Raw genomic sequence first — 6,496 nt, forward strand, 5'->3', positions numbered from 1 at the left:
CGTGAACGCCCCTGGCCTGGTGGCCAGGGGCGTTCGCGGGCGTGCTAGGCGCTCTTCTCCCTCGGCTCGCGCTTCGGGCGGTCGCGCGGGACGAGGGTCGGGTTGACGTGCTCCAGGACCGCCTCGCGGGTGATGACCACGCGCGCGACGTCCTGGCGGCTCGGGACCTCGTACATCACGGAGAGGAGGACCTCCTCCATGATGGCGCGGAGGCCGCGGGCGCCGGTGCCGCGCAGGATGGCCTGGTCGGCGATCGCCTCGAGGGCGTCGTCGGTGAACTCCAGGTCGACCCCGTCGAGCTCGAAGAGGCGGTGGTACTGGCGGACCAGCGCGTTCTTCGGCTCGGTCAGGATGTTGATCAGCGCTTCCCGGTCCAGGTTGTGCACCGAGGTGATCACCGGGAGGCGGCCGACGAACTCCGGGATCATGCCGAACTTCAGCAGGTCCTCCGGCATGACGTCGCCGAGCACCGCCGAGGACTCCTCGAAGTCCGACTTGGAGCGGATCTGGGCGCCGAAGCCCATCCCCTGCTTGCCCACCCGGGACTCGACGATCTTCTCCAGGCCGGCGAACGCGCCGCCGCAGATGAACAGCACGTTCGTGGTGTCGATCTGGATGAACTCCTGGTGGGGGTGCTTGCGGCCGCCCTGCGGCGGGACGCTCGCGGTGGTGCCCTCCAGGATCTTCAGCAGCGCCTGCTGGACGCCCTCACCCGAGACGTCCCTGGTGATCGACGGGTTCTCGCTCTTGCGGGCGATCTTGTCGACCTCGTCGATGTAGATGATCCCGGTCTCGGCCTTCTTGACGTCGTAGTCGGCCGCCTGGATCAGTTTCAGGAGGATGTTCTCGACATCCTCGCCGACATATCCGGCCTCCGTCAGCGCCGTGGCGTCCGCGATGGCGAACGGGACGTTGAGGAGTTTGGCGAGCGTCTGCGCGAGCAGCGTCTTGCCGGATCCGGTCGGGCCGAGCAGCAGGATGTTGGACTTGCCCAGTTCCACCTGGTCGTCCCGGCCCACGTCACCCGACTGGATCCGCTTGTAGTGGTTGTAGACGGCGACGGAGAGCGCCTTCTTCGCCGTCTCCTGCCCGATGACGTAGGAGTCCAGGAACTCGTAGATCTCCCGCGGCTTGGGCAGGTTGTCCCACTTCAGGTCGGAGGTCTCGGAGAGCTCCTCCTCGATGATCTCGTTGCAGAGATCGATGCACTCGTCGCAGATGTACACGCCCGGACCCGCGATGAGCTTCTTGACCTGCTTCTGGCTCTTCCCGCAGAACGAGCACTTGAGCAGATCACCACCGTCGCCGATGCGTGCCACCCAACTGTCTCCTTTTCGTGGGGCCGCCCGTCTGAGAGGGTGCGGCGCGGCCGGCTGGCGTCCCGAGGGCTCTCGACGTTGGACTCGACGTTACCGCCTCCAACGGACTTGGTAAGCCCCTCGCCCGGAAGTATGACCACCGGGCTCGGGACCTCCCGCGTCCTACGTCCTCAGGACGACACTACCTCCGCCTTGCGCTTCCTGCTGGCGAAGACATCGTCGATGAGACCGTACTCCTTGGCCTCGTCGGCGGTGAGGATCTTGTCGCGCTCGATGTCGCGGCGGACCTCGTCGATCGGCTTGCCGCTGTGCTCGGCCAGGATCGTCTCGAGCAGCTCGCGGATCCGCATGATCTCGCGGGCCTGGATCTCAATGTCGCTGGACTGGCCGTAGGTGCCCTCGGTCGCGGGCTGGTGGATCAGGATCCGCGAGTTGGGCAGCGCCGCCCGCTTGCCGGGCGTGCCGGCGCCGAGCAGCACCGCGGCGGCCGAGGCGGCCTGGCCGATGCAGACCGTCTGGATGTCGGGCTTGACGAACTGCATCGTGTCGTAGATCGCCGTCATGGCGGTGAACGAGCCGCCGGGCGAGTTGATGTAGATGCTGATGTCGCGGTCGGGGTCGATCGACTCCAGCGTGATCAGCTGGGCCATCACGTCGTTGGCGGACGCGTCGTCGATCTGCACGCCGAGGAAGATGATGCGCTCCTCGAAGAGCTTGTTGTACGGGTTCATCTCCTTGACCCCGTACGTGGTGCGCTCGACGAAGGAGGGGATGATGTACCGGCTGTCGACCGGCGCCGGGGACCCGCCCGCCTGGACGCCGGGCCGGACCAGGTCGCTGAAGCCGGGTCGGATGAAGTCGCTCACTGTGTGCCTCCGATAGTGATTCAGGTCGTCAGGAGACCGTGCCCTCGGAGGGCACCTGGTTGGCGCTGAGGACCACGTGGTCGACGAACCCGTAGTCCTTGGCCTCGTCGGCGGTGAACCAGCGGTCCCGGTCGGAGTCGCGCTCGATCTGGTCGAGCGGCTGGCCGGTGTGCTGGGCGATCTTCTCGGCGAGCGTCTTCTTGACGTACAGCATCTGCTCGGCCTGGATCTTGATGTCGGAGGCGGTGCCGCCGATGCCGCCGGACGGCTGGTGCATCATGATCCGGGCGTGCGGCAGGGCGTAGCGCTTGCCCGTGGTGCCCGCGCACAGCAGGAACTGGCCCATCGAGGCGGCCAGCCCCATCCCGACCGTCACGATGTCGTTCGGGACGTACTGCATGATGTCGTAGATCGCCATGCCGGCGGTGACGGAGCCGCCTGGCGAGTTGATGTAGATCGTGATGTCGCGGCGGCCGTCCTCGGCCGACAGCAGCAGGAGCTCGGCGCAGATGCGGTTGGCGATGTCGTCGTCGACCTGCTGGCCGAGGAAGACGATGCGCTCGCGCAGCAGCCGCTGGAACAGCTGGTCGCCCAGGGGCAGCAGGGGCGCCTCGGCCACCCGCGCCTGGATCCGCGACGACTCGTCGAAAGTCGGAGGCATGCTCACCGGGTGTTCCTCCGGTCCTTTTAATCGGTTCGGATGATTGGACAGTAACGCGCTCACGACCCCGTTTACGCCCGGGGGGCCGCCTTTTCGCCAGGGGCGTACCCACGCCTCCGCGAGGTATGGACGATCTCCGCGAACGCGACACGCCCCGCACCCGGAGCGCGGGTGCGGGGCGTGTCGGGAACGCTCAGGGCGTCCTGGACGCGACGGGCCTTACTTCGCGTCTTCGTCCTTGGCCTCGGCGGCGGGGGCCTCCTCAGCGGCGGCCTCAGCCGTCTCCGCGGGGGTCTCCTCGGCGGCCTCGGCCTCGTCGGCGGCCGGCTCCCCGGCCGACTCGGCGGTCTCGCCCTCGGCCTCCGCCTCGGCGGTCTCGCCGTTCAGCTCGCGCTGCACGGCCTCCACGTCGATGACGTTGCCGGACTCGTCCTTGATCGTGACGTGCTCGACCACGAGGTTCAGCGCCTTGCTGCGCAGCACCTCCGACACGATCGCCGGGAGCTGGTTGTTCTGGGTGAGGTACTCGGCGAGCTGCTGCGGCGCCACGCCCATCTGCATGGCCTGCGTGACGACGTACTCGCTGAGCTCCTCGTTCTCGACGCCGAGCTCCTCCTGGACGGCGAGCTGGTCGAGGACGAAGCCGCCCTTGACGGCGAGCCGGGCCGCGTCGGCGACCTCGGTGTCGAACTCCTCCTCGGACTTCTCCTCGTCCTTGAGGTAGTCCTCCTTGGACATCCCCGCCATCTGGAGCTGCTGCTCCAGCTGCTGGTTGCGGCGGCCGATCTCCTCCTCCACCACCTTCTCGGGCAGCGGGATGTCGATCTTCTCCAGCAGCGCCTCGAGGGCCTTGTCGCGGGCCTCGGACAGCTGCTGCAGTTTGACCTGCCGGCCCAGCCGGGTCCGGACGTCCTCGCGCAGCTCCTCGATGGTGTCGAACTCGCTGGCGAGCTGGGCGAACTCGTCGTCCAGCTCGGGCAGGTTCTTCACCTTGACGCTCTGCACCGTGACGGTGATCTCGGCCTCCTCGCCGGCGTGCTCGCCGCCGACCAGGGTGCCGGTGAAGGTCTTGTCCTCGCCGGCGGACAGGCCGACGAGGGCCTCGTCCAGGCCCTCGATGGCGGACTTGCTGCCGACCTCGTAGGAGTAGCCGGTGGTGGAGGCGTCCTCCACCTCCTCGCCGTCGATCTTGGCGACCAGGTCGACGGTGGCGAAGTCGCCCTCCTCGACGGCGCGCTCGGCGGTGGTCAGCGACGCGAACCGCTCGCGCAGGTTGCCGACGGTCTCGTCGACCTGCTCGTCGGTCACCTCGGCGTCGTCGACGACGACCTCGATGCCGTCGTAGTCCGGCACCTCGAACTTCGGCCGGATGTCGACCTCGGCGGTGAAGGCGAACTGGGAGCCGTCGTCCAGCTCCGTCACCTCGACCTCCGGCTGGCCGAGAACGAAGATCTCGGTCTCCTCGACGGCGCGGCCGTACAGCTCGGGAAGCGCGTCGTTGACCGCCTCCTGCAGGACCGCACCCCGGCCGACGTACTTGTCGATCAGCGGGGCGGGGACCTTGCCGGGCCGGAAGCCCTTGATCCGCACCTGCTGCGAGATCTCCTTGTACGCCTTGTCGAGGTTCGGCTTGAGCTCGTCGAACGGAACCTCGACGGTGAGCTTGACCCGGGTGGGGGTCAGCTCCTCGACATCGGTCTTCACTGGGGTAGGTCTCCTTGATCGGGCGCTGTCTCGGCCGCGGCGTTCGACGCGTGCTCTTTCCTGCCTGCGAGCGCCCGGCCTCGGCGCACACGGCCGCGATGCCGCTGCCCGTCTGCGTCTTCTCAGCCGGTCGGTCTTCGCGGGCGCGGGCATGCCGAGATGCGGCTCCGCGCCCTCGCGCGCCAAGTCTATGGGGTCGCGGCGGCGTCTGCGGACATCGCGGGGGCGGTGGACCGGCGAATCGCTGTCAACAATCCCGTACAGGCAGTGACATTTGGCACCCGCACCCCCCATACTCGTCCGGGATGAACGGGATAGCCGCGGCCTTCAGCGCGACCGGTCTGTACTACCTGGGGTTCGCCGTCTTCAAGCTGGCGGCGGACCGGATGGCCCCTGTACGGGGCAACCGCATCCTGCACATGATCTGGACGATCGTGAGCAACTGGATCTTCCTCATCGCCCTCGCGATCGTGCTCGGCGGCCTCGGCCTGCAGATCGTCGCGCTCGGGAAGCTGCCGCTGTCCACCGCGGTGCCGATCTTCATGTCCGGGGTCGTCCCGCTGCTGCTCATCGCGATGGTGTTCTTCGGCGAGCGGCTCACCGCCCGCGAGTGGCTCAGCCTGCTGCTGATCGCCGCCGCGATCCTGCTGCTCACCGCGTCGATCAGCGGCCACGAGCCGATCCGGTCGGCCGCCGTGCCGCTGTGGAAGATCGCGGTGGTGGTGGCCCCGGCGGTGCTGGTGCCGGTGCTGATCCTCGTCCTCGGCGACCACCGGCCGGACGGCCGGCACGCCCGCCCCGTCACCGGCATCGCCTACGGGCTGAGCTCCGGGTTCCCGGTCGGCACCGCCGAGCTGGCCATCAAGGGCTGGAGCGACGACGCGCACGCCACCAGCCTGCGGATCGCCACGACGCCCTGGCCGTACCTGACGGTGCTGGCGGCGGCGATCGGCTTCGGGATCATGGTGATGGCGTTCCAGCGCTGCCGGGTGTCGATCGTGTCGACCGTGATGACGGTGAGCGCCAAGTCGTACCTGCTGACCATGGGCACCTTCATGTACGCGGAGGCGTGGCCGAAGGACATGGGGCACTCGGCGATGCGGTTCGGGGCGCTGCTGCTCGGCGCGGTCGCCGTCCTGCAGTTCCCCCGGCACCGGCCGGTGCAGGAGGACGAGCGCCCGCGCGAGGACGTCTCCGCCGCGCAGGACCCGTTCGGCGGTCCTTCGGTGGGCGGTCCCGTGCTCGGCGGGCCGCAGCTCGGGCAGCAGCCGGCCGCCGAGGCGGAGCCGGGGCGGTATTCGGTGCCGCCGCAGCGCAGCCCCTATGCGCAGGATCCGCTGGGCACGGGTCCGTACAACCTGCCGAACACGCCGCCGCGAGGCGGGTCGCCGCGCAGGCCCGCGCAGGATCCGCGCCGCTCCCCCGCGCCCGAGCCCCACACCGAGACGGGCTCGGACGGACGCTGGCGCGGCACCGGCCGCTGACCGGAACGGGCCACCCCGCCGCCGGGCGCCGCCTTGCCGCGGCGTAGCGCTTCCGAACCGCGAATGGCCGCCGTCACCGGACTTCCGGTGACGGCGGCCGTTCGCGTGTGAACGCCCGTCCGGAGGCGGGCCGGCTCAGCGGGACTTGCGGTCGCCGCCCGGCAGGCCCTTGTCGAGGCCGGCGCGGCGGAGCGCGTCCGCCATGGCGCCGCCGCCGGAGAAACCGCCCTGCCCGGAGCGGCCGCGCCCGCCGCCCTGGCCCTGCCCCTGGCCTTGCCGCTGGCCCTGGCCCTGTCGCTGGCCCTGGCCTTGGCCCTGTCGCTGGCCCTGGTTGCGCCCGGCCTGGCCGCGTCCGCCCTGGTTGCGTCCGCCGCCCTGGCCTCCGCGGCCTCCGCCCTGGCCCGCCTGGCCGCCCTGGCCGCCTTGGCCGCCCTGGCCGCCCTGGCCGCCGCCGTTCTGACC

General features: G+C 69.7%; 6 protein-coding genes. 1 reads left to right on the forward strand and 5 read right to left on the reverse strand.

The window, feature by feature from the left end; genetic code table 11:
• Positions 1-44: 44 nt before the first annotated feature.
• The 4 genes from clpX to tig form a co-directional block, all read right to left on the reverse strand.
• Positions 45-1,319, reverse strand: coding sequence for an ATP-dependent Clp protease ATP-binding subunit ClpX (gene clpX / locus amrb99_RS45450; RefSeq protein ID WP_151545781.1), 1,275 nt, complete (start codon positions 1,317-1,319; stop codon positions 45-47).
• A 170-nt stretch (positions 1,320-1,489) separates the two neighbouring features.
• Entirely contained in the window at positions 1,490-2,152 is a 663-nt protein-coding gene (locus tag amrb99_RS45455) for an ATP-dependent Clp protease proteolytic subunit (protein WP_190868313.1), read from the reverse strand.
• A gap of 61 nt (positions 2,153-2,213) precedes the next feature.
• Positions 2,214-2,846: an ATP-dependent Clp protease proteolytic subunit gene (locus amrb99_RS45460; protein ID WP_241756548.1), complete on the reverse strand. Its 633-nt coding sequence runs from the start codon at positions 2,844-2,846 to the stop codon at positions 2,214-2,216.
• 219 nt (positions 2,847-3,065) lie between these two features.
• Complete coding sequence (gene tig / locus amrb99_RS45465; protein ID WP_190868310.1) at positions 3,066-4,550, reverse strand: trigger factor; 1,485 nt, start codon at positions 4,548-4,550, stop codon at positions 3,066-3,068.
• A gap of 305 nt (positions 4,551-4,855) precedes the next feature.
• Here tig and amrb99_RS45470 point away from each other — a divergent pair, with 305 nt between their 5' ends.
• Positions 4,856-6,034 (forward strand): hypothetical protein, encoded by a 1,179-nt coding sequence (locus amrb99_RS45470; RefSeq protein ID WP_190868311.1) that lies wholly within the window; start codon positions 4,856-4,858, stop codon positions 6,032-6,034.
• A 135-nt stretch (positions 6,035-6,169) separates the two neighbouring features.
• On the opposite strand, the gene amrb99_RS45475 is transcribed toward amrb99_RS45470, so the two are convergent.
• The coding region (locus amrb99_RS45475) for a hypothetical protein (RefSeq protein WP_206700368.1) at positions 6,170-6,496 on the reverse strand (327 nt) is incomplete at its 5' end.

Origin of the sequence: Actinomadura sp. RB99 (assembly GCF_014706005.1) — a bacterium.
GTDB lineage: Bacteria > Actinomycetota > Actinomycetes > Streptosporangiales > Streptosporangiaceae > Spirillospora.

Excerpts from the sequence above, each read along its gene's own strand:
- amrb99_RS45470 (WP_190868311.1), top strand. The coding sequence starts at position 4,856 with ATGAACGGGATAGCCGCGGCCTTCAGCGCGACCGGTCTGTACTACCTG.
- amrb99_RS45460 (WP_241756548.1), bottom strand. The coding sequence starts at position 2,846 with ATGCCTCCGACTTTCGACGAGTCGTCGCGGATCCAGGCGCGGGTGGCC.